The organism is Aeromicrobium sp. CnD17-E, assembly GCF_024124745.1.
Lineage (GTDB): Bacteria > Actinomycetota > Actinomycetes > Propionibacteriales > Nocardioidaceae > Aeromicrobium.
The window spans coordinates 1-20,724 of sequence record NZ_JAMXRU010000037.1 but is presented as its reverse complement, the minus strand read 5'-3'; the positions used below and the strand labels follow the sequence as shown (position 1 = coordinate 20,724).

Genomic DNA, 20,724 nt, shown 5'->3' with positions numbered 1-20,724 from the left:
CGCGACCATGACCACCCGCGAGGACGGCCGCGCCGTCGACGAGCTGCGTCCGATCACGATCACCCGTCACTGGCTCGACCACGCCCAGGGCTCCTGCCTGGTCGAGTTCGGCCGGACGAAGGTGCTGTGCGCCGCGTCGGCCACCGAGGGCGTGCCGCGCTGGCGCAAGGGCTCCGGCCTCGGCTGGGTCACGGCCGAGTACGCGATGCTGCCGCAGGCCACCCACGACCGTTCGCAGCGCGAGTCGGTCAAGGGCCGGATCGGCGGTCGCACGCACGAGATCTCGCGCCTCGTCGGACGGTCGCTTCGCGCCGCGGTCGACGACAAGGCGCTCGGCGAGAACACGATCACCATCGACTGCGACGTGCTGCAGGCCGACGGCGGCACGCGGACGGCGGCCATCACGGGCGCCTACGTGGCCCTCGCCGACGCGGTCGCCCACCTGCGCGAGAAGGGCGCCCTCGCGGGCGAGCCGCTCGTGCAGTCGATCGCCGCGGTCAGCGTCGGCATCATCGACGGCACCCCGATGCTCGACCTGCCCTACGTCGAGGACGTCCGCGCCGAGACGGACATGAACGTCGTCATGACGGGGGAGGGCTCGTTCATCGAGATCCAGGGCACCGCCGAGGGCGCCCCCTTCGTCCGCTCCGAGCTCGACGCGCTGCTCGCGCTGGCCGAGAAGGGCTGCGCCGACCTGACGCGTCTGCAGCAGGAAGCCCTGCAGGCGTGACCCGCACCGTCGTGCTGGCGTCGAACAACGCCAAGAAGCTCGCGGAGCTGCAGCGCATCCTCGCGCCGCTCGTGCCGGACGTGCAGGTGCTCGGGCTGTCCGACGTCGCCGACTACCCCGAGCCGGCCGAGACCGAGCCGACGTTCGAGGGCAACGCGTTGATCAAGGCGCGGGCGTGCCTGGAGGCGACGGGACTGCCGTCGTTGGCCGACGACTCAGGGCTGTGCGTCGACGCGCTGAACGGGATGCCCGGGGTGCTGTCGGCGCGGTGGTCGGGGGTCCCGAGGAGCGAGCCCGGCGGGGGTGCCGGGCCGGGGGCGGCGCGGGAGACGCGCGACGCCGCCAACAACCGGCTGCTGCTGAGCCAGCTCTCCGAGGTCCCGCCGGAGCGTCGTACGGCCACGTTCGTCGCCGTGGTCGCGTTCTGCACGCCCGACGGGCAGGAGCACGTCGTCCGCGGCGAGATGCCGGGCCGCATCCTGCCGGCCGAGCAGGGCGAGGGCGGCTTCGGCTACGACCCGCTGTTCGCGGCCGACGGGTACGACGTGTCGACGGCGGAGCTCGCGCCGACGGAGAAGGACGCCATCAGCCACCGGGGCCGCGCGCTGACGCAGGTCGCACCGCTGGTGGCGCGTGCGCTGGGCGACTAGCGCGCGCGATCCGTCGCCGCTCGGGCCGTCGACTCCCGCTCGACCGCGGTGAGACCGGGTGATCCGGGAGCAGGCCGGTCGAGGGCGTCGACCACCACGTCGGCCAGCGCGAGGCTGCCGGACAGGGTGGGGTGGACGCCGTCGATGGTGCGTCCGTGCCGGTCGAGGGCACCCCGCGTGGGCACGTACTCGAGCCCCTCGCGGAGCGCGGCGGTGTGCACGATGGACGTCACGCGACGCTGCTGCCACGGCTCGGTCGGGCCCCACGGCGGACCCAGCACCAGGATCCGGGTGCTCTCGGGCATCCGGCGCTTGACCAGCCGGAGGTAGCGCGTGACGGCCTCCTGCACGGCCGCGTCGGAGGAGGGGACCAGACGACCCTCCGCGCACGACGCCCAGTCGTTGCGGCCGCCCTCGACGATGAACACCGACGGCGCAGGACCACGGAACGCGGCGCGGCGCTGGACGAACGTGTCGCCGGTGCAGCCCATGCCCGGACGCAGGTAGCCCGACCCGGACTGCGCGTACGTGCGCACGGGCGTGTCGTAGTGGCGGGCCACGAAGCTCCACCAGCCCTGGTGCCGGCTGCCGGGCTCGTCGTCGTAGCGGGCCGTGATGGAGTCGCCGACGACCACGATGCCGCGCGGGAACGGGTTGCGCGCGGCGACGGGCTCGCCCAGGACGGCCTGCTGGTCGGCGACCGTGGGCTCGCTGCCGACCGCACCCTGGTGACCCAGCGTGATCGCGAGGCTGGCGAGCAGACCGAGCACGAGGGCGCTGACGAGGACGTGTCGGTGGAGGGTACGTCGTGCCATCGTCTCGCTCTGTCCTCCCGTCGTCGCTCGTCCTCCCCAGCCTACGTCGCCCACGTCGAGTCGGGGCACGGAGTGACCGATGGCTCAGTGACCACCCGCGAAGCCGTGCTGGCGCCAGGCCTCGTAGACGACGATCGCGGCGCAGTTCGCGAGGTTCATCGAGCGTCGGGCGGGCAGCATCGGCAGGCGCAGCCGGTCGGTCACGCGGGGGTGCTGCTGCACCTCCTCGGGCAGACCGCTCGGCTCGGCGCCGAACAGCAGGACGTCGCCGGGCTCGTACGCGACGTCGGTGTAGGCGCGGGTCGCGCCGGTGGTGAAGGCGAAGACCCGCGCGTCGCCGAGGGCGGTCAGCGCCGCCTCGAGGTCGGCGTGCACGTGCAGCGTGGCGAGGTCGTGGTAGTCGAGCCCGGCGCGTCGCAGCTTCGGCTCCGACAGGTCGAAGCCGAGGGGCTCGACGAGGTGCAGCTCCGCCCCGGTGGCGGCGGCGAGCCGGATCGTGTTCCCGGTGTTGCCCGGGATGCGCGGCTCGTGGAACAGGACACGGAACATGACGCCGTCACTCTAGGATGTCGGGCATGCCCGGACCCCACCCCCTCGGCCAGCCCCGGGTCCACGTGACCCACACCTTCCGTTCCGCGCCCGCCGACGTGTTCGCCGCGCTCGGCGAGCACGAGAACCTCGGCCGGCTGTTCGGCGCGAGCATCACCCGCCTGCGCGACGGGGAGACGTCGCGCAACGGCGTCGGCTCGGCGCGGACGCTGAAGATCGGCCCGCTGCCCGCGTTCGTCGAGACCGTCGTGGTCTCCGAGCCCGACGAGCGCATCGAGTACGAGATCACCCAGGGCAGTCCGCTCCGCGGCCACCGCGGCATCCAGCTCTTCACGCCGACGGCGGACGGCGGCACGCTGCTCGACTACACCATCCACTTCGACGCGCCGGTCCCTGGCGTGGCCGGCGTGGTCGCGAAGGTGCTGACCCAGAAGATCTCCGCGGGGCTGCCGCGGCTGCTGCCCTGACGGCGTCGGGGCAGCCGGGCTCAGAGCTCGTGCTCCCACGGCGGCTGGGCGCCTGCCCGGGCCACGACGAACGCCGAGCAGCGTGACGCGAAGTCGGTGACCTCGCGCCACAGCGACAGGTCGGCGGCGTGCAGGCGCGTGCTGCCGACGACCCCGTCGAGCCCGTCGTCCTTCAGGGCCGCGATGAGGCCCGACATGAACGCGTCGCCGGCGCCGACCGTGTCGACGACGTGCTCGGCCAGGGCGCGCGAGGCGATCGAGCCGCGGTGCGTGTACGTGCGTGCACCCCGCGGACCCATCGTCATCACCACGGCGGCGGGGCCGGCAGCCAGCCAGCTGCGCGCGGTGTCAGCCGGGTCGCTGTGCGGCTCGAGCCAGGCGAGGTCCTCGTCGCTGACCTTGACGACGTCGCACAGCGGCAGCAGCGACTCCACGCGGTCGAGCGCCTCCGCCCGGCTGGGCAGCAGGCTCGGCCGCACGTTGGGGTCGAAGGTCACCGTGCACATCGGGGCGAGGCGGCGCAGGGCGTCCTCCACCTCGTCCGCGCCCGGGTCGAGGAACGCGGCGATCGACCCCGTGTGGATGATGTCGGGCACCTCCTCGGCCCAGATCCGACCCGGGTCCCAGACGATGTCGAACTCGTAGGTCGCGCTGCCGTCGTCGGCGAGCGTCGCCACGGCCGTGGAGGTGCGCTCCAGCTGCTTGAGCCCCGGCATGAGGCGCACGCCGGACTCGGCGAGGTGCATCCGCACCAGCGCTCCGAGGTCGTCGGTGGCCAGGCTCGTGGCCAGCACGGGGGTCACGCCCAGCCGACCGAGCCCGACCGCGACGTTCGCGGGACTGCCGCCGGGGTGCTCGGACCGGGAGCCGTCGGACCGTTCGACGATGTCGACGAGGGACTCACCGATGACGAGGACCATGCGCACAGTGTGCCGGTCGAGTGGCTCGCCGCACGAGGCGCTCCGGCCAGGTGTGTCGCCCAGGTGTGTGCCCCAGTGCCGGTGACAGGACTCGAACCTGCACGCCCAGGGGCACAGGAACCTAAATCCTGCGTGTCTACCAGTTCCACCACACCGGCGGGTGCGGGCCCGAGTCTAGTGCGGCGCCGACCTCAGGCGGCGTCGAGGCCGAGGTCGCGGCGCAGCTTCGCCACGTGACCCGTCGCCTTCACGTTGTACTGCGCCAGCTCGACCGTGCCGTCCTCGCCGACGACGACCGTCGAGCGGATGACGCCCTCCACGACCTTGCCGTACAGCTTCTTCTCCCCGAACGCGCCCCAGGCCGTCATGACCGCCTTGTCGACGTCGGACAGCAGCGTGATGGTGAGGCCGTCGCGCTCACGGAACTTCTGCAGCTTCTCCGGCTTGTCCGGGCTGATGCCGAGCACCGTGTAGCCCTCGGCCTGCAGCCGGTCGATCGAGTCGGAGAAGTCGCACGCCTGCTTCGTGCAGCCGGGCGTCATGGCCGCGGGGTAGAAGTACACGATCACCTTCTGGCCGCGCAGGTCCGAGAGCGTCACCTCCGCGCCGGTGTCGTCCGGGAGGGTGAAGTCGGGTGCGGTGTCACCGGGCTGCAGTCGCGTCGTCATGGGTCCTATCCTTGCAAGGTCAGTCCGACCCGACGAGAGGCACCTTGTGACGTCACAGAGCGACGAGCTGGTCGACGAGATCGAGCAGATCCGCGAGCGCCTGGCCGACACCGTCGACGCCCTGGTCGACCGGACGAACCCCAAGAACATCGCCCGCCGGACCCTGGAGGACGTCAAGGGCCGCTTCGTCGCCCCCGACGGCAGCCTGCGCTACGAGAACGTCGTGCCGGTCGTCCTCGGCGTCGTGGGCACGGTCGCCGCCGTCGTCGTCCTGCGCAAGGTGCTGGGCTGACCATGGCCGAGCGCGGCAAGCTCGCGATCCGGATGCTGCACGACCGGCTGCTCGTCTCCCTCGACGACGAGGCGGGGGAGCGGCGCTCCGGCGGCGGCATCCTGATCCCGGCCACGGCCGCCATGGGCAAGCGCCTCTCGTGGGCCAAGGTCGAGGCGACGGGCGCGCACGTGCGCGCGGTCGAGGTCGGCGACCGGGTCCTCTTCGACCCGGAGGAGCGGGCGGAGGTCGAGGTGCGCGGCGAGAGCTTCGTGCTGCTGCGCGAGCGCGACCTGCACGCCGTCGCCTCCGAGCGCATCGAGGAGGGCCAGACCGGCCTGTACCTGTGAGGGTGCGGCGGACGGTGGCGGCCACGGGCCGCGGCCAGGGAGCGGAGGACGGATGAGCGGGACCGGACGTGAGGTGCCCCTGCGCCGCATCCGGCTGCTGCGCAGCGAGGAGACGTTCGTCGACCGCCTGCGTCTGCTCCGTCGTCGCTGGCGGCTCATGCTCCGCCTCGGGGCCGCGTCGTCGCTCGCCTTCCTCGTGGCCACCCAGGTGTTCGGCCACCAGCAGGCGTTCTTCGCGCCCATCGCCGCGGTCGTCGTCATCACCGCGGGAGGTGGGCTGCGCGGACGCACGCTCTTCGAGGTGGTCGTCGGCGTCGCGCTGGGCGTGCTGGTGGGCGAGCTGATCATCCTCACCATCGGACGTGGTCCGGCGCAGATGGCTCTCGTCGTGCTCCTGACCGTCGCCGCGGCCACCCTCACCGGCATCCGCGGGCTCGCGCTCACCCAGGCGGCCAGCTCGGCCGTCCTGCTGGCCGCCGTCGTGCCCGTGCCGGGTGCGGGCAACCCTGCCCTGACCCGGTTCCTCGACGCGCTCGTCGGAGGCCTCTGCGGCATGGCCATGGTGCTGCTGATCCCGCGCAACCCCGTGCGCGACATCGACGCCGAGGTCCAGCGGCTCCTGCGGCAGCTCGCCTCGGTGCTCCGTGGCACCGGCCGGGCGCTGCGCGAGTCGGACTCGACGGTCGCCGACGACGCGCTCACGCGGGCCCGAGGCCTGCAGAGCAGCATCGAGTCGCTCGACGCGACCGCCGCCAACGTCAGCGAGATCGCGCGCATGTCCCCGCTGCGGTGGCGCCAGCGCGACCACCTGGCCCTCTACGTCGGGGCGGTGCGCGACTTCGACAACGCCATCCGGGACGCCCGGGTCCTGGCCCGCCGCGCCAGCGCCATGCTGCGCCACGGCGAGACGGGCCCCGACGCGCTCTGGCTGTCGGTCGAGGAGCTCGCCGAGGCGGTCGACCTCGTCGCCGACGACCTGTCGACGCTCGACGACTTCGCCGGTGCGCGCGAGCGGCTCGTCGCCGCGGTCCGCATCGCGGTCGAGGCGCTGCCCGCCACGATGACCCTCAACACGGCGGCCATCACCGCCCAGGTCCGGTCCATCGCCGCCGACCTGCTGTACGTCTGCGGTGCCACGCGCGACGAGATCGACGAGGCGCTCGACGTCGGTCCCTGAGCCGGTCGTCCGTGCCGGCAGCCTCGACGCGCCGACGCAAGGGGTGGCGCCCCGGCGTCGCGGTGCGCTACGTTGCTCTCACCCGACCGCCCGAGGAGGTGAGCCGCATGACCCAGACCACGACCCCGATCGCCTTCGATCGCGCGTCCGCCGTCGCGTCCTTCGGCACCCACGTCCTCGGAGCAGTCCCTCGTTAGCCGGCACCAGCTGCCCGGCCCCCGAGCCGCTCCGGACCCCGTGTCCTGAGCGGCTCTTCTCGTGTCCGCCCACGACGTCCGTCCCTTCGATCCCACCCTGTCCTCGATCCCACCCACCCGACTCACAGAGAGGAGGCGCGCAATGAACCAGCACGACGACATCGACACCTTGCCCGCAGACACCCCGACGACCACCCAGATCGCCACGACCCCCACCCGGGTCGACCGAGACGGACACGACGTCACCACGACATCCGGAGAGGGGGTGAACGCGATGGCCAGGAAGCCCGAACGCTCCCGTGCCCGCCGCAAGCGCGCCTGGGACGAGATGTCCGACACCGACCGTCAGGTCCTGCTGGAGGCCGTCCGACAGCGCCGCGAGATGCAGGCGCTGCAGGACGCCCACCGGCTGCAGATGCTGACCCAGAGGTAGACGCCACGCGTCGCGAGGGGCCCCGTCCACCTGGACGGGGCCCCTCCTCGTCCCCGGACCACGACGCCCTCCCCGCGTTCTGTGGAGATGATGACGATCTCCCGCGCGGAGACCGTCTCAAGGTCCACAGAACGCGGGAACGAGGGAGCAGCGGCGGGGGGTGCTGGGGCCGGCCTGGTGCCGTGAGCGTGGCGCCGCTCTGCGACGATGAGCACGATGAGCGGCGTCCTGGAGGGGTTCACCACCATCGGCGCCCTGATCGCGCTCGGTGCCCTGCTGGCGCACCTGCGGGTCTTCGACCTCAGCGCCCAGGTCGTGCTGTCGCGGCTCGCGTTCTACGTCGCGAGCCCGGCCCTGATGATCACGGTGCTGCAGGACGCCGACGTCTCCGCGGTGCTGTCGCGCAACCTCGTCGCCACCGGCTGCGCCGTGGTCACGGTCGTCCTGCTCTACGTGGCGGTGGCGCGGCTGGTGCTGCGCCAGGGTCTCGCCGACACGGTGGTCGGCGCGCTCTGCTCGGCGTACGTCAACGCCGGCAACCTCGGTCTGCCGATCGCGGCCTACGTGCTCGGCGACGCTGCGCTCGTCGCGCCGACCCTGCTGCTGCAGATGCTGGTGCTGCAGCCGATCGCCCTCGCGGTGCTCGACGTCGCCGTCGCGGAGCACCGGGTGCCGTGGCACCGCTTCGTCACCCGACCGCTGCGCACGCCCCTGACCGTCGGGTCGCTGCTCGGGCTCACCCTCTCGCTCACCGACGTGCGGCTCCCTCGGCTCGTCGACGAGCCGCTCGGCCTCGTCGGGGCCATGGCGGTGCCCGCCATGCTGATCGCCTACGGCGTCTCGCTGCGGCTCGGACCCCGCCCGGGCAGCGGTGGCAGCGCACCGGTGCTCGCGCTGATCGTGACGCTGAAGCTCGTGGTGCAGCCCGTGGTGGCGTACACGGTCGGCCGCTTCGCGCTCGGCATGGAGGGAGCCCCGCTGCTGGCCGTCACCGTGCTCGCCGCGCTGCCCGCCGCGCAGAACATCTTCGTCATCGCCGTGCGCTACGACCGCTCCACGGTGCTGGCGCGGGACGCCGTCTTCGCCACCACCGTGCTGTCGGTGCCCGCCGTCGCCGTCGCGGCAGCCGTCGTCGGCTGACGCCGGACGCACGCAGGGCCCCGTCCACGCGGACGGGGCCCTGCCTGCGGGTGGTCAGCGACCCTGCAGCGCCTCGTGGAAGGCGAGGATGCGCCGCGCGTCGCGCACGTGCAGCTCCTCCACCATCTTGCCGTTGAAGGTCACGACGCCCTGCCCGGCGGCCTTCGCCTCCTCGAACGTGTCGATGAGGCCCTGCGCGCGCTCGACGTCGTCGGCCGACGGCGCGAACGCGACGTTCGCGGGCTCCACCTGCGAGGGGTGGATGAGCGTCTTGCCGTCGAAGCCCATCTCCCGACCCTGGCGCGCCTCGGCCTCGAAGCCCTCCGGGTCCTTCACCGCGTTGTACACGCCGTCGATGACCACCTTGCCGGCCGCGCGCACCGCCAGCAGCGTCCACGCGAGCGACGTCAGCACCGTCGCGTTGCGACCGGGGACGTGCAGGCCGTACGTCTCGTTGACGATGTCGTTCGTGCCCATGACGACGACCGTGAGCCGCTCGTGGGCCGCCGCGATCTCCTCCGCGTGCAGCAGCGCGCGCGGCGTCTCGATCATCGCCCAGAGCTGCGTGTGGTCCGGCGCGCCGTGCCGCTCCAGCGCCTCGACGAGCGCGAGCACCTGCTCCGCCGACTCGACCTTCGGCACAAGGATCGCGTCGGGACCGGCCTGGCTCGCCGCCTCGACGTCCGCGTCGTGCCACTCGGTGCCGATCGAGTTCACGCGGATCGCCAGCTCGCGATGGCCGTACTCGCCGGACCGGACCGCCGCGACCACGTTCTCGCGACCCTGGACCTTGGCGTCCGGGGCCACCGAGTCCTCGAGGTCGAGGATCAGCGCGTCGGCGTCGATCGACTTCGCCTTCTCGAGCGCGCGCTCGTTCGCGCCCGGCATGTACAGCACCGAGCGGCGGGGACGGATGGGGGCGGGAGTGGTGCTCACAGGGCGTACAGCTCCTTCAGCTCGGGGTCGCGCTCGGCCAGCTCACGGGCCAGGTCCAGCATCACGAGGCACTGCTTGCAGGACGCGTCGTCCTCCATCTTGCCGTTGATCATGACCGCACCGGAGCCGTCGCCCATCGCCTCGACGACCTCCTTCGCGTGCGCCACGTCCTCGGCGCTCGGGGAGAACACCTTCTTCGCGATGTCGATCTGCACCGGGTGCAGGCTCCACGCGCCCACGCAGCCCAGCAGGAACGCGTTGCGGAACTGGTCCTCGCACGCCACGACGTCCTTGATGTCGCCGAACGGGCCGTAGAACGGGAGGATGTCGTTCGCGGCGCAGGCGTCGACCATGCGCGCGATCGTGTAGTGCCACAGGTCCTGCTGGTAGGTCGTGCGACCCCCGGTGAGGTCCTCACCCGTCGGGTCCTGACGCACCAGGTAGCCCGGGTGCCCGCCGCCGACACGCGTCGTCTTCATGCGACGGCTCGCCGCGAGGTCGGCCGGGCCGAGGCTGATGCCCTGCATGCGCGGGCTCGCCGCCGCGATCTCCTCGACGTTCGTCATGCCGAGCGCGGTCTCGAGGATCGCGTGCACCAGCAGCGGCTTGCGCACGTTCCCCTTCGCCTCCAGCTGCGCCAGCAGCCGGTCGACGTAGTGGATGTCCTGCGCACCCTCCACCTTCGGCACCATGATGACGTCGAGCTTGTCGCCGACCTCCGTCACCAGCGTCGTCAGGTCGTCGAGGACCCACGGCGAGTCGAGGCTGTTCACGCGCACCCAGAGCTGCGTGTCGCCGAAGTCGGTCGCCTTCGCGATGTCGACGAGACCCTGGCGAGCGGCCTCCTTCTTCTCGGTCTTGATCGCGTCCTCGAGGTTGCCGAGGATGATGTCGACCTTCTTCGCGATGTCCGGCACCTTGGCCGCCATCTTCTCGTTGCTCGGGTCGAAGAAGTGGATCATCCGGGACGGACGGAACGGCACCTCGGACAGCGGAGCGGGCGCTCCGACCGCGAGGGGACGGAGGAATGCACGGGGGTTGCGCACGTGGCTTCTCTTCCTGCAGACGGCGGGACTGCCCGTCAGTATGGCCGGGCTTCGTGACTCGTGAGTAGGGCGGGTGTCACTGTTCACTTTGCCGCCCACGGCCCGGCGCCCCCGCCAGGGCGGTAGGTGACGCGCGGAACGACGCGTGCAGGTAGGTCGCGCGCGGTACCGACCCTCGCTGACGCGCGTCACCTACCGCCGACGAGTCAGCGCAGGGAGGCGACGACCCGGTCGCGGCGGGCGCCGGTGTCGCGCACCCACCCGTCGGGGGAGTCCTCGGCGCTCCAGCGTCGACCGTCGAAGGAGACGGCGGCGACCTTCAGGTGCTCGGCGTTGGCCACCAGGTAGTGCGCCAGCGCCCAGCCGCGTGCCCGCACGTCGGCCCGGGCGCCCGCGAACCGGAACGTCAGCTCGTCCTGCGCCTCGTCGCTCGTGTGCTCGATCTCGCCGAACGCCGCGTCGACGTCGGCCGCGACGCTGCGCACGTTCCCGCCGCCCACCGGGTTCAGCTGGCACGTGAACGCCGCCGGGCTGTAGCCGCGCAGGGCCGACGACAGCGCCCGCGCGTAGTCCTCGTGCTGCGCGTAGGCGCCCGGGAAGGCGGAGCGCTGCACCTCCTGCGCCGCGACGGTGATCCGCTTGCTCGCGTACCCGTCGACCTTCTCGAGCCCGTCGTAGAACCTGCCGATCGCGTACGCCGGGTCCATGATCTGGTCGACCGTGCCCCAGCCCTGCGACGGACGCTGCTGGAACAGCCCGACCGAGTCGCGGTCGCCGTAGTCGATGTTGCGGATCTTCGACTCCTGGAACGCGGTCGCGATCGCGATCGTCGTCGCCCGCGGCGGCAGTCCCCGGTTCTGCGCCAGCGCTGCCATCAACGACGACCAGCGCGCCTGCTCGACGTCGACCTGTGCCACCGTGTCGCCCACGCGGGCCACGCAGTACTCGCTGCGACGCGGCTGGCGGTCGGTGAAGACCGTGACCACCAGGCCACCGGCCACCAGCACGGTGACGAGGAGGACCCAGCGCAGCTTCACGGCGCCACCCTAGGCAGACGGACCCACCCGCGGGCGACGACGCGAGGGCACGACGTCGCACCGGTCGCGCACCGCCGCGGGTCCGCCCCCGGTGGCCGGGCCGCGGCGACGTCGCTCAGTTGGCGTGCAGGTCGGAGTTGAGCTCGATGCCGCGACGCTCGCCACGCGGTCGCGCCTCGACCTGGCCGGTCTCGCTGTTGGTGAGGAACAGCAGGTTGTCCTGGCCGCTCAGCTCGGCCGCCTTGACGACCGTGCCGTCCGGGGTGCGCACCTTCGTGCCGGCGGTGACGTAGCAGCCGGCCGCCACGACGCAGTCGTCGCCGAGGGAGATGCCGATGCCCGAGTTCGCGCCGAGCAGGCTCCCGCTGCCGATGGAGATGACCTGCGTGCCGCCGCCGGAGAGCGTGCCCATGATGCTGGCACCGCCGCCGATGTCGGTGCCGTCGCCGACCACGACGCCCGCCGAGATCCGACCCTCGACCATCGCGTGGCCGAGCGTCCCGGCGTTGAAGTTCACGAAGCCCTCGTGCATGACGGTGGTGCCCTCCGCGAGGTGCGCACCGAGCCGCACCCGGTCGGCGTCGCCGATGCGCACGCCGGAGGGGATGACGTAGTCGGTCATGCGCGGGAACTTGTCGATGCTCGTGACGTTCACCGTCAGACCGGCGGCGCGGGCGCGGGCGCGGGTGCGCTCGAAGCCGGCGACGGCGCACGGGCCGATCGTCGTCCACACGACGTTCGTGAGCAGGCCGAACTGGCCGTCGAGGCTGAGGCCGTGCGGCTTGACGAGCCGGTGCGACAGCAGGTGCAGGCGCAGCCACACGTCGTAGGTGTCGGCAGGAGCGGCGGCGAGGTCGTCGACGACGACGTGCACGACCGCCTTGCGCACCTGACGGACCGGATCGTCGCCCGTCAGCGCGGTGAGCTCCTCGGGCTCCGGGTCGTGCGCCGGGACGCCGAGACGGGGCTCGGGGAACCAGACGTCGAGGACGTCGCCGTCCTCGGTGAGGGTGGCCAGACCGTACCCGTGCGCGCTGTTCTCGCTCATGGGAGCCAATCTATCGAGCCGTGGCTGGCCGCTGTCGGGGAGCGGGTCTAGCGTGAGACGCATGCCTCTCGTCACCTGGAAGGACCTCTGCATCGACGCGGGCGACCCGACCTCCGCGGCTCCGTCGTGGGCGGCGCTGCTCGGTCTCGACGCGGTCCTCGACGGTGACGACGCGCACCTCGTGGGGCCGACGCCCGAGCACACCGTCTGGGTCAACCGCGTGCCCGAGCCGAAGACCGTCAAGGACCGTGTGCACCTCGACGTCCACGCCGCCGAGGAGGTGCCGCCGGGGACGACGCGGCTCAGTGCGGAGGGAGCGTTCCGCTGGACCGTCGTCGCCGGGCCCGAGGGCGACGAGGTCTGCACGTTCGTGCGCGACGCCGTGCCCGCGTACCGGCTCTACGAGGTCTGCGTCGACGTCGTCGACCACCGCGCCGCGGCCGCCTGGTGGCAGGGCGTGTGGGGAGGGCAGGTCGGCACCGACGCCGACGGCGGCTTCAGCTGGGTCGAGGACGTGCCCGGGCTGCCGTGCGAAGGCGTCGTGTTCTGCTCGGTGCCCGAGCCCAAGACGGTCAAGAACCGGATCCACTGGGACGTCACGCTCGCCGACGGCACGGTCGCAGACCTCGTCGAGCGCGGGGCGACGCTCCTGCGACGTCCCGACGACGAGGTGCGCTGGACGGTCATGGCCGACCCCGACGGCAACGAGTTCTGCGTGTTCGAGCGAGCCGACGCGTGAGCGTCCTGCGGGTGCTCGACCCCGCCGACGCGGAGGTGCTGAGCCGGCTCTGGACCGACCACCGGGCTCACCTCGATCCGTGGAGCCCGTCCCGACCCGACCGCTTCTACACGGTCGAGGGACAGCTCGAGGTGGTCGAGGCGCGGCTGCTCGCGATGGCCGAAGGACGGGGCGCCTACTTCGTGGTGGTCGAGGAGGGCGGCGAGGTCGTCGGCGAGCTCAACCTCAACGACGTCGTGCGCGGTGCCTTCGAGAACGCCCACCTGGGATACTGGCTCGCCGCCGACGTGCAGGGTCGCGGGCTCATGACCCGCGCCGTCGAGGAGGCGTCCGTGCACGCCTTCGAGGTGCTCGGCCTGCACCGTCTGCAGGCCGGCACCCTCGTGCACAACCACCGTTCGCAGGCGGTGCTCGAGCGGTGCGGCTTCGAACGGTTCGGCGTCGCCCCGCAGTACCTGCGCATCCAGGGACGGTGGCAGGACCACGTGCTCTTCCAGCGCCTCGCTCCCAGCGCGCCGCGGCTCTAGTAACGGGCCGAGAACCCGCCGTCGGCGTTCAGCAGCTGACCCGAGACCCAGCGTCCGGCGGGGGACAGCAGGAACGCGACGACGTCGGCGATGTCGCGCTGCGTGCCCAGTCGGCCCAGCGGGTGGTGCGGCAGGAGACCGGCGCGCAGCTCGTCGTCCATCCATCCTGTGTCGACCGGCCCCGGATTCAGCACGTTCGCGCTGATCCCCATCGGGCCCAGCTCGCGCGCTGCCGAGATCACGATGCGATCGAGCGCGCCCTTGGAGGCGCCGTAGGGCAGGTTGCCGGTTGTGTGGTCGCTCGTGAGGGCGACGACGGCGCCGCCGCCCTCGGGCACCTGGCGCGCGAAGCCGGCGATGAGCAGCAGATTCGCGCGGGCGTTCACGGCGACGTGCCGGTCGAAGCTCTCAGCGGTCGTGTCCAGCAGGCCGCTCTCCACGCCGTGCGCGTGGCTGAGCACGAGTGCGCCCACCGGTCCGCGCTCACGGGTGACGGCGGCGAGCAGGTCGTCGGGGCCGTGCGGGGTGGACAGGTCGACGTCGTGGTCGGTGCCGTGCAGATCGGACGTCGCCACCTCCCAGCCGTCCTCCACGAGTCGAGGCACGATGGCGGCGGCGAGGCTGTCCGGTCGGGCCGCCCCGGTCACGAGTGCGACGGGCATGCATCGCACCCTAGCGTCGACGGCGCTGCGCGACCCCGACCACGAAGGCTGCTTGGCCGAGGTGCTGCAGGGTGTCGCCCAGGACGCTGACCAGGCGCACCCCGGCGGTGACCGGCGGGTCCCAGTCCTCGTCGACCACGCGCGCGAGCTCGGCACCGTCGACGCGGTCGAGGTAGGCGAGGGTCAGCGCGTGCACGTCACCGTGGTAGCGCGCCACCAGGTCGGGGTCGGTGCGGACGGCCGCGACCTGGTCGCTGTCGTGCCCGTAGCCGATGTCGCCGGGCTCGAAGGGGAGGGCGAAGAGGTCGCGCCAGCGCTCCCACGCCTGGTCGGTGCCGGCCAGCCCGGCCACGTGGTCGTCCTGCACGCGAGCGAGGTGCCACAGGAGCCAGATCGGGGTGTTCGCGTCGGGGTCGACGCGGTACGTCGCGGTGCGCTCGTCGAGGTCGGCGCACTGCTGCTCGACCAGCTCGCGGACCCTCCCGAACGCGTCGCGCAGCACGTCGGACGTCGTCAGGCGCTCGTTCATCGGACCACCAGGCCTTCTCGTCGGTCCCAGACGACCTCGGTGGCCTTGTCGTCGCGGACGGCGGCCAGCACGGCGTCGACGACCTCGGCGGCAGAGAGGGGTTCCGGGAGCTTGGGTGGCTCGCCGGCGAGTGCGTGCGCGGCGAGGTCGGTGTCGAGGTGCGGGGGTCGGACGTCGACGATGCGGGTGCTGCGGCGACGTTCGCGACGCACGACCGTGAGCCACGCCGAGAGCGCGGCCTTCGCGGCGGAGTAGTCGGCCATGCCGGCGGTGGGCGCGTCGGCGAGGATCGCCGAGAGCACCACGGCCACGCCGCCGTCCAGGTGGGGGAGGGCCGCGCGCACGACGCCGGTCGCGCCGAGCGTGTTGACGGCGAACAGCTCCTCGGCGACGGCGGGGTCGGTGTCGACGGCCGACCCGAACGCGGGCACCCCGGTCGCGACGACGAGCAGGTCGAGCCCGCCGAGCGCCTCGACGGCCTCCCCGATCGTGGCCGCGGCACGCTCGACGTCGACGACGTCGAGCTCGTACGCCGGCGCTGCCAGCTCCGACGCGACGGCCGCGAGCCGGTCGGCGTCGCGTCCGGTGACCGCCAGCCGCGCCCCGGCCCCGTGCAGCGCCCGCGCGACACCTCCTCCGAGGGCGCCGGTGGCCCCGACGACGAGGACGCGGGCGTCGGTGATCTCCATGCGTTCGACGCTACGCGCGAGGGCGCGTGGCGCAACGTGAGTGCGGCTCGTCGTCGACCTGCGGGTGCGTGGGTGGTGGTGGTCGTGGACTTGCGGGTGCGCTTCCGCAGGGGTCGTGACCTTGCTGGCGCGCTGCCTCGGCTGGCGCTGGGGGTGGTCTCCGAAAGGGCCTCGACCGGGCGGCTGGCAACCGCGCTGGGTTGGGCACTCGGGCTGCGGCTCGCGTGATGCGCACGGTTCTGCATCGGTGCGTGGGAGGGTCAACGGTTCTGCATTTGCTACGGGATCCCGTCGCCAACGCAGAATCGTTCGGCCTCAAGCGCGTGAAGAAAGAATCGTGGGTGCACTTGGGGGTGGGGTGGGCAGCGCTTCTCCCTTCGCGTGGCACGGTCCACCAGAAGGGAGAAGCCCTGCCACGTCTGACCCTGTCGGCGGTGGATTCTCCACCTGTACAGCGCTGAGAAGGTTGCAGATCCACCGATGGGACGCGCACACGCAGAATCTTGCGTCCCGCGCGGCCCGCAGCCCGAGACCCCAGAGCAGCGACCGCCCAGCCGCCCGGTCGAGGCCCTTTCGGAGCGCAGGACGAGTCGAAGCCGCGCCAGCGCAGCCCCGAAGCCGCACCGACGCAGCCGCGGGGGAGGGGCGGCCGCGCCCTAGAGTGGGCGCCATGGCCGTGCTCGACCCGACCCGCGACATCGTCCAGCTCACCGCAGACCTCTGCGACATCGCGTCGGAGAGTCTCGACGAGGCCGAGATCGCCGACGCGGTGGAGGCGGTGCTGCTCGCGGCGCCGCACCTGACGGTCGTGCGCGACGGGCACACGCTCGTGGCCCGCACCGACCTCGGCCGGGCGGAGCGTGTGGTCATCGCCGGGCACCTCGACACCGTGCCCGCGAACGACAACTTCCCGACGCGCCTGGACGGCGACACGCTCTGGGGACTCGGCACGTGCGACATGAAGGGCGGCGTCGCCGTCGCGCTGCAGCTCGCGGCGACCGTCGCCGAGCCGGTGCGCGACGTCACCTACGTCTTCTACGAGGCCGAGGAGATCGCCGCGCGGTTCAACGGGCTCGGTCGGCTCGCGCGCGAACGTCCGGAGCTGCTCGCCGGCGACTTCGCGATCCTCATGGAGCCGTCCGTCGCGTCCGTGGAGGCGGGCTGCCAGGGCACGATCCGTGTCGACGTCGTCACCCGGGGCGAGCGTGCGCACGCCGCTCGGTCGTGGACCGGGCACAACGCCATCCACGACGCCGCCGAGGTGCTCGTGCGCCTGCGCGACTACGAGCCGCGGCGTGTCGTCATCGACGGGCTCGAGTACCGCGACGGGCTCAACGCCGTCGGCATCAGCGGCGGGGTGGCCGGCAACGTCGTGCCCGACCTCGCCACCGTCACGGTCAACTACCGCTTCGCGCCCGACCGGTCCGAGGACGACGCGCTGGCGCACCTGCGCGAGGTGTTCGACGGCTTCGAGCTGACCGTCACCGACTCCGCGCCCGGGGCGCTCCCCGGTCTCGACCAGCCTGCCGCCGCCGCGTTCGTCGAGACGCTCGGCGCCGAGCCGCGCCCGAAGTTCGGCTGGACCGACGTCGCGCAGTTCACGCAGCTCGGGATCCCCGCGGTCAACTACGGACCCGGCGACCCGATCTACGCCCACAAGCAGGACGAGCACGTTCCCGTCGCGCACCTGCGTTCCGTCGAGGACGCCCTCAGGAGATGGCTGACCGCATGAGCTACCAGAAGGGCCCGGTGCACCTGCGCCGCGGCCACGTCCCCAGCAGCACCACCGACCAGCGCCTGCTCGACTCGCGCGGCCCGACCGACTGGGTGCACACCGACCCGTGGCGCGTGCTGCGCATCCAGTCCGAGTTCGTCGAGGGCTTCGGTGCCCTGTCCGAGCTCGGTCCGGCCGTGGCCGTGTTCGGGTCCGCGCGCACGACGCCCGACGACCCGATGTACGAGAAGGCGCGCGAGGTGGCCGAGAAGCTCTGCGGGCTCGGGTACGCCGTCATCACCGGCGGCGGCCCGGGCGCCATGGAGGCGGCCAACCGCGGTGCCAGCGAGTGCGGCGGCGTGTCGGTCGGCCTGGGCATCGAGCTGCCGCACGAGCAGGGTCTCAACGAGTGGGTCGACCTCGGCATCAACTTCCGGTACTTCTTCGTCCGCAAGACGATGTTCGTGAAGTACTCGCAGGGCTACGTCGTCATGCCCGGCGGCTTCGGCACGCTCGACGAGCTGTTCGAGGCGCTCACGCTGTCGCAGACGGGCAAGGTCACGACCTTCCCGATCGTGCTGTTCGGCACGGCCTACTGGCAGGGCCTGGTGGACTGGCTGCGTCGGACGATGCTCCCCGACGGGAAGATCAAGGAGTCCGACCTCGACCTCCTGCTGCTCACCGACGACGTCGACGAGGCCGTCGCGCACTTCGACGCCGTCGCGTCCAGCTGACGTCGTGCGGGTCACGTCGCGCAACGCCGCCTTCCAGCAGTGGGAGGCGATGCTGACCAACCGGCGCAAGCGCACCCAGCTGCGCCAGCTGCTCGTCCAGGGCGTCCGGCCGGTGTCCGTCGCGCTGGACTCGCCGCTCGAGGTCGTCGCGGTGCTGCACGACGACCGTCGCGACCCGTCGCAGTGGGCCCGCGACGCCGTGGCGCGGGCCGTCGTGCGCGGAGCCCAGCAGTACACCCTCTCGGCGGAGCTCCTCGCCGAGCTGGCCGAGCAGGAGCAGGACCGTCCCGAGGTGGTGCTGGTGATGGCGCAGCCGGCCGACGACCTCGCGCGGCTGCCCGCTGGCCCCGACCTGCTCGCGGTCGTGCTCGACCGGCCGACCAGCCCCGGCAACGTCGGGAGCATCGCGCGGTCGGTCGACGCCTTCGGCGGCAGCGGCCTCGTGGTGTGCGGCCATGCCTGCGACCCGTACGAGCCGCGGGCCGTGCGGGCGTCGACGGGCTCGGCGCTGACCGTGCCGACCGTGCGCCTCGGGTCGCCCTACGAGGTGCTCGCGTGGGTCGAGGACCTGCGCTCGCGTCTCGGCTGGGTGCAGGTCGTGGGCACCGACGAGGACGGACCGGTCGAGCTCGCCGATGCCGACCTGACGGTGCCCACCGTCGTCGTCACCGGCAACGAGACGCGTGGGCTCTCGGCCGCGTGGCGCGAGATCTGCGACGTCATGGTGCACATCCCGATCACCGGGACGGCGTCGTCGCTGAACGCGGCCAACGCGACGTCGGTCGTGCTCTACGAGGCCTCACGCCAGCGTCGCCGCGCCTGACCCGGTTTTCTCAGCGGAGCACGGAGAGCTTTCCGTGCGTCGCTGAGGAAACCGTGCCCGGTGGCAGATTCCCAGGTCGACCTGGGAATCTCCGCCTCAGGGGCGCTGGCGGGCGAGGTCGGCGCGCAGCGCCGCGACCTCGGCGCGGAGCTCGGCGACGGCGTCGACGACGACCCGCTCGCTCTCCTCCACCTCGTCGACGATCTCGCGCCGGTCCTCCTCCTTCTGCATCTCCAGCGCCTCGACGGCGACGGCGATGAAGAGGTTGAGGACGATGTAGGTCGAGACGAGGATGTAGCCGATGAAGAACAACCACGCGGCGGGGTAGGCGTCGGTCGCGGGGCGGACGATGTTGGCCCAGTCGTCGCCGGTCATCACCTGGAACAGGCTCAGCAGCGACGTCGGCAGGTCGCCGAAGTTCTCGGGGTCGACCCGGCCGAACATCTGCGTCGACATGACGCCGGCGACGTACACGAGCATCACCAGCAGCGCGCCGATCGAGACCATGCCCGGGATCGTCGCGGCGAGGGCGGAGACCACGCGGCGCATCGAGCGGACCGCCGAGAGCAGCCGCAGGACCCGCAGCACCCTGAGCACGCGCAGCACCCCGAACGCCCCCGACGCCGGGATGAGCGCCACCAGCACCACGAACAGGTCGAACAGGCTCTACCCGTCGCGGAAGAAGGCGCCGCGGTGGGCATAGATCCGCAGGGCGATCTCGACGACGAACACGACGACCGTCGCCCAGCCGAGCGGTGCCAGCCACTCCTCGCGGCGCAGCAGCTGGGGCGACGTCTCGAGGCCCAGCACGACGGCGTTCACCACGATCACCGCGATGATGAACCACTGGAAGCGCGACGACTCGACGAGTGCGAGCACGCGGGCACGGGTCGGGGTCACACAGGCTCCGGAGAAGGCGACGGCAGGTCAGCCGCATCGTAGCGAGGAGCTCCTCGTGCCTGGCAGGATCGGCGCATGACGGTGACCGGCCCCGACGGCCTCGAGCGCTGCCCGTGGGGCGACGACCCGAGGCTGCGCCGCTACCACGACGAGGAGTGGGGTCGTGAGCTGCGCGGCGACCGGGCGATGTTCGAGCGGCTCAGCCTCGAGGCCTTCCAGTCGGGACTGTCGTGGTCGCTCATCCTGCGCAAGCGCGAGGCGTTCCGGGAGGCCTTCGTCGGCTTCGTGCCCGCGCTCGTCTCGCGGTTCGCCGACGCCGACGTCGAGCGTCTCCTCACCGACGAGGGCATCGTCCGCAACCGCGCGAAGATCGAGGCCACCATCAGCAACGCACGTGCCGTGCTCGAGCTGGGCGAGAGCCTCAGCGACCTCGTCTGGTCGTTCGCGCCACCGACGTCGCCCGCGCCGCGGACGGTCGCCGACGTGCCTGCGACGTCGGCGGAGTCGACGGCGCTCGCCAAGGAGCTCAAGCGCCGGGGGCTGAAGTTCGTCGGGCCCACCACCGCCTACGCCCTCATGCAGGCCACCGGCATGGTCGACGACCACCTCGTGGGCTGCCTCGCCCGTCGCACGCCGCCGCTGTCCTAGCCGTTCCTCCCTCCCGCACCACCAGCCTCACCAGGCACGGTGCGCCTCCCACGGCGGGCGCGCACACCGACCTACCCTGGCGCCATGACCAGCTCCCGTCCCGCCGATCGACGCAGCCACCGCTCCGTGCGGACCCTGGCCGCCGTCGTGCTCATCGTGTCCGCCCTCGTCGCCGGCGCGGCGGCGATCGTGGTCTCGACCGTCGTCGCCCTCGCGGCCGCGGTCGTCTACGCCGTGACGGCCTGCTCCGTCGCCGCCCGCCTGCTCGCCAACGAGACCGCCCAGGTGCGCCGCGACTGGGCGCGCGACCGGGCCACCGCCGCCC

26 protein-coding genes, 1 tRNA gene and 1 pseudogene are annotated in these 20,724 nt (G+C 72.4%); 15 read left to right on the top strand and 13 right to left on the bottom strand.

Annotated elements, in window-relative coordinates; translation table 11 throughout:
* Nucleotides 1-7: 7 nt before the first annotated feature.
* Nucleotides 8-730, top strand: a complete 723-nt coding sequence (rph, locus tag NH339_RS09130; RefSeq protein WP_253024612.1) for a ribonuclease PH — start codon at nucleotides 8-10, stop codon at nucleotides 728-730.
* Nucleotides 727-1,380 (top strand): RdgB/HAM1 family non-canonical purine NTP pyrophosphatase, encoded by a 654-nt coding sequence (rdgB, locus tag NH339_RS09125; RefSeq protein WP_253024610.1) that lies wholly within the window; start codon nucleotides 727-729, stop codon nucleotides 1,378-1,380. Before rph ends, rdgB begins: the two co-directional genes overlap by 4 nt.
* Here the strand turns inward: rdgB and NH339_RS09120 are convergent.
* Nucleotides 1,377-2,195 (bottom strand): SGNH/GDSL hydrolase family protein, encoded by an 819-nt coding sequence (locus NH339_RS09120; protein WP_253024597.1) that lies wholly within the window; start codon nucleotides 2,193-2,195, stop codon nucleotides 1,377-1,379. The two genes, rdgB and NH339_RS09120, sit on opposite strands and share 4 nt — an antisense overlap.
* Nucleotides 2,196-2,279: 84 nt before the next feature.
* Nucleotides 2,280-2,744 (bottom strand): tRNA (cytidine(34)-2'-O)-methyltransferase, encoded by a 465-nt coding sequence (locus NH339_RS09115; RefSeq protein ID WP_253024595.1) that lies wholly within the window; start codon nucleotides 2,742-2,744, stop codon nucleotides 2,280-2,282.
* 26 nt (nucleotides 2,745-2,770) lie between these two features.
* Here NH339_RS09115 and NH339_RS09110 point away from each other — a divergent pair, with 26 nt between their 5' ends.
* Nucleotides 2,771-3,211 carry an SRPBCC family protein gene (locus tag NH339_RS09110; RefSeq protein WP_253024593.1) on the top strand — a complete coding sequence of 147 codons (441 nt, stop codon included), beginning with the start codon at nucleotides 2,771-2,773 and terminating at the stop codon, nucleotides 3,209-3,211.
* Nucleotides 3,212-3,231: 20 nt separating this feature from the next.
* On the opposite strand, the gene NH339_RS09105 is transcribed toward NH339_RS09110, so the two are convergent.
* From NH339_RS09105 to bcp, 3 genes are all read right to left on the bottom strand, one after another.
* Complete coding sequence (locus NH339_RS09105) at nucleotides 3,232-4,131, bottom strand: carbohydrate kinase (RefSeq protein ID WP_253024591.1); 900 nt, start codon at nucleotides 4,129-4,131, stop codon at nucleotides 3,232-3,234.
* A 76-nt stretch (nucleotides 4,132-4,207) separates the two neighbouring features.
* A tRNA-Leu gene (locus NH339_RS09100) sits at nucleotides 4,208-4,289 on the bottom strand.
* A gap of 33 nt (nucleotides 4,290-4,322) precedes the next feature.
* Entirely contained in the window at nucleotides 4,323-4,799 is a 477-nt protein-coding gene (gene bcp, locus NH339_RS09095; protein ID WP_253024589.1) for a thioredoxin-dependent thiol peroxidase, read from the bottom strand.
* A 46-nt stretch (nucleotides 4,800-4,845) separates the two neighbouring features.
* On the opposite strand from bcp, the gene NH339_RS09090 reads away from it, so the two are divergent.
* The 5 genes from NH339_RS09090 (at nucleotide 4,846) to NH339_RS09070 (ending at nucleotide 8,367) form a co-directional block, all read left to right on the top strand.
* Complete coding sequence (locus tag NH339_RS09090; protein WP_253024587.1) at nucleotides 4,846-5,091, top strand: DUF3618 domain-containing protein; 246 nt, start codon at nucleotides 4,846-4,848, stop codon at nucleotides 5,089-5,091.
* 2 nt (nucleotides 5,092-5,093) lie between these two features.
* A complete protein-coding gene (locus NH339_RS09085) occupies nucleotides 5,094-5,420 on the top strand; it encodes a co-chaperone GroES (protein ID WP_067855740.1) in 327 nt (108 codons plus the stop codon).
* A gap of 52 nt (nucleotides 5,421-5,472) precedes the next feature.
* Nucleotides 5,473-6,597, top strand: coding sequence for an aromatic acid exporter family protein (locus NH339_RS09080; protein WP_253024585.1), 1,125 nt, complete (start codon nucleotides 5,473-5,475; stop codon nucleotides 6,595-6,597).
* A 339-nt stretch (nucleotides 6,598-6,936) separates the two neighbouring features.
* On the top strand, nucleotides 6,937-7,227 hold the full coding sequence (locus NH339_RS09075) for a hypothetical protein (protein ID WP_253024583.1): 291 nt from the start codon (nucleotides 6,937-6,939) through the stop codon (nucleotides 7,225-7,227).
* Between the two features lie 216 nt (nucleotides 7,228-7,443).
* The gene (locus tag NH339_RS09070) at nucleotides 7,444-8,367 is read left to right on the top strand and encodes an AEC family transporter (RefSeq protein WP_253024581.1); all 924 of its coding nucleotides are present in this window, start codon (nucleotides 7,444-7,446) and stop codon (nucleotides 8,365-8,367) included.
* A 54-nt stretch (nucleotides 8,368-8,421) separates the two neighbouring features.
* Here NH339_RS09070 and NH339_RS09065 read toward each other — a convergent pair whose 3' ends face one another.
* The 4 genes from NH339_RS09065 to dapD form a co-directional block, all read right to left on the bottom strand.
* Complete coding sequence (locus NH339_RS09065; protein ID WP_308207053.1) at nucleotides 8,422-9,303, bottom strand: CoA ester lyase; 882 nt, start codon at nucleotides 9,301-9,303, stop codon at nucleotides 8,422-8,424.
* Complete coding sequence (locus NH339_RS09060; RefSeq protein WP_308207052.1) at nucleotides 9,300-10,349, bottom strand: CoA ester lyase; 1,050 nt, start codon at nucleotides 10,347-10,349, stop codon at nucleotides 9,300-9,302. The genes NH339_RS09065 and NH339_RS09060 overlap by 4 nt, the downstream gene beginning before the upstream one ends.
* 206 nt (nucleotides 10,350-10,555) lie before the next feature.
* On the bottom strand, nucleotides 10,556-11,386 hold the full coding sequence (locus NH339_RS09055) for a hypothetical protein (RefSeq protein WP_253024576.1): 831 nt from the start codon (nucleotides 11,384-11,386) through the stop codon (nucleotides 10,556-10,558).
* Between the two features lie 115 nt (nucleotides 11,387-11,501).
* Entirely contained in the window at nucleotides 11,502-12,434 is a 933-nt protein-coding gene (gene dapD, locus NH339_RS09050) for a 2,3,4,5-tetrahydropyridine-2,6-dicarboxylate N-succinyltransferase (RefSeq protein WP_253024574.1), read from the bottom strand.
* 61 nt (nucleotides 12,435-12,495) lie between these two features.
* Between dapD and NH339_RS09045 the strand changes: the two genes are divergently transcribed.
* Together NH339_RS09045 and NH339_RS09040 are read left to right on the top strand one after the other, a co-directional pair.
* A complete protein-coding gene (locus NH339_RS09045) occupies nucleotides 12,496-13,173 on the top strand; it encodes a VOC family protein (RefSeq protein WP_253024572.1) in 678 nt (225 codons plus the stop codon).
* The gene (locus NH339_RS09040; RefSeq protein WP_253024570.1) at nucleotides 13,170-13,700 is read left to right on the top strand and encodes a GNAT family N-acetyltransferase; all 531 of its coding nucleotides are present in this window, start codon (nucleotides 13,170-13,172) and stop codon (nucleotides 13,698-13,700) included. The genes NH339_RS09045 and NH339_RS09040 overlap by 4 nt, the downstream gene beginning before the upstream one ends.
* On the opposite strand, the gene NH339_RS09035 is transcribed toward NH339_RS09040, so the two are convergent.
* Genes NH339_RS09035 through NH339_RS09025 form a run of 3 tightly spaced genes read right to left on the bottom strand, consistent with a single transcriptional unit; the run spans nucleotide 13,697 to nucleotide 15,580 of the window.
* Entirely contained in the window at nucleotides 13,697-14,362 is a 666-nt protein-coding gene (locus NH339_RS09035) for an SDR family oxidoreductase (protein WP_253024568.1), read from the bottom strand. The two genes, NH339_RS09040 and NH339_RS09035, sit on opposite strands and share 4 nt — an antisense overlap.
* A 10-nt stretch (nucleotides 14,363-14,372) precedes the next feature.
* The gene (locus NH339_RS09030; RefSeq protein ID WP_253024566.1) at nucleotides 14,373-14,891 is read right to left on the bottom strand and encodes a DinB family protein; all 519 of its coding nucleotides are present in this window, start codon (nucleotides 14,889-14,891) and stop codon (nucleotides 14,373-14,375) included.
* Nucleotides 14,888-15,580 (bottom strand): SDR family oxidoreductase, encoded by a 693-nt coding sequence (locus NH339_RS09025; RefSeq protein WP_253024564.1) that lies wholly within the window; start codon nucleotides 15,578-15,580, stop codon nucleotides 14,888-14,890. Before NH339_RS09025 ends, NH339_RS09030 begins: the two co-directional genes overlap by 4 nt.
* A gap of 670 nt (nucleotides 15,581-16,250) precedes the next feature.
* Here NH339_RS09025 and dapE point away from each other — a divergent pair.
* From dapE to NH339_RS09010, 3 genes are read left to right on the top strand one after another with little or no spacing between them, the layout of a single operon-like run.
* Nucleotides 16,251-17,312, top strand: coding sequence for a succinyl-diaminopimelate desuccinylase (gene dapE, locus NH339_RS09020; RefSeq protein ID WP_253024562.1), 1,062 nt, complete (start codon nucleotides 16,251-16,253; stop codon nucleotides 17,310-17,312).
* Nucleotides 17,309-18,028, top strand: coding sequence for a TIGR00730 family Rossman fold protein (locus NH339_RS09015; protein ID WP_253024561.1), 720 nt, complete (start codon nucleotides 17,309-17,311; stop codon nucleotides 18,026-18,028). Before dapE ends, NH339_RS09015 begins: the two co-directional genes overlap by 4 nt.
* A 4-nt stretch (nucleotides 18,029-18,032) precedes the next feature.
* Nucleotides 18,033-18,851: a TrmH family RNA methyltransferase gene (locus tag NH339_RS09010; RefSeq protein WP_253024560.1), complete on the top strand. Its 819-nt coding sequence runs from the start codon at nucleotides 18,033-18,035 to the stop codon at nucleotides 18,849-18,851.
* A 96-nt stretch (nucleotides 18,852-18,947) separates the two neighbouring features.
* On the opposite strand, the pseudogene NH339_RS09005 reads toward NH339_RS09010, so the two are convergent.
* Nucleotides 18,948-19,730, bottom strand: a pseudogene (locus tag NH339_RS09005) (ion transporter).
* Between the two features lie 96 nt (nucleotides 19,731-19,826).
* Here NH339_RS09005 and NH339_RS09000 point away from each other — a divergent pair.
* Nucleotides 19,827-20,399: a DNA-3-methyladenine glycosylase I gene (locus NH339_RS09000; RefSeq protein WP_253024559.1), complete on the top strand. Its 573-nt coding sequence runs from the start codon at nucleotides 19,827-19,829 to the stop codon at nucleotides 20,397-20,399.
* An 84-nt stretch (nucleotides 20,400-20,483) separates the two neighbouring features.
* Nucleotides 20,484-20,724 (top strand): hypothetical protein (locus NH339_RS08995; protein ID WP_253024558.1); only part of this gene is annotated, 241 nt, incomplete at its 3' end.